This window comes from Limosilactobacillus mucosae (assembly GCF_046939755.1).
GTDB lineage: Bacteria > Bacillota > Bacilli > Lactobacillales > Lactobacillaceae > Limosilactobacillus > Limosilactobacillus mucosae_A.
Genome location: NZ_JBKZAY010000124.1, coordinates 1 through 271, shown reverse-complemented (window position 1 = coordinate 271; position 271 = coordinate 1). Strand labels below are relative to the sequence as shown.

The 271-nt window shown below is 44.6% G+C and carries 1 protein-coding gene; it reads right to left on the bottom strand.

The window, feature by feature from the left end:
• Positions 1-241: IS66 family transposase (locus tag ACLUWI_RS10485; protein WP_412147257.1), on the bottom strand; the 241-nt coding region annotated here is incomplete at its 3' end.
• Between the last annotated feature and the right edge of the window lie 30 nt (positions 242-271).

The window sequence follows — 271 nt, the reverse complement described above, 5'->3', positions numbered from 1 at the left end:
GTATGTCACTGATGACTTTTCCTGAACGAGTCGGCGCATAGTGAAAGTAGGCTATCTGATGTTTTGCGAACTCCTTCGGTGTTCGCAAAGCCCAAAAATAGGACCTGCTTTTCCCGCTGTCGAGCACTTGAAAAGGAGTCTCATCCATATGTACAACTTTCTCTTGCCGCAATTGATTGACAAGATAGTCGCTCAATGGTTTTAAAAACCGCTTGGCACCTTTAATCACCGCATTTGCCATCTGCTTGGAATCCAATTCAAGATGAGCTGA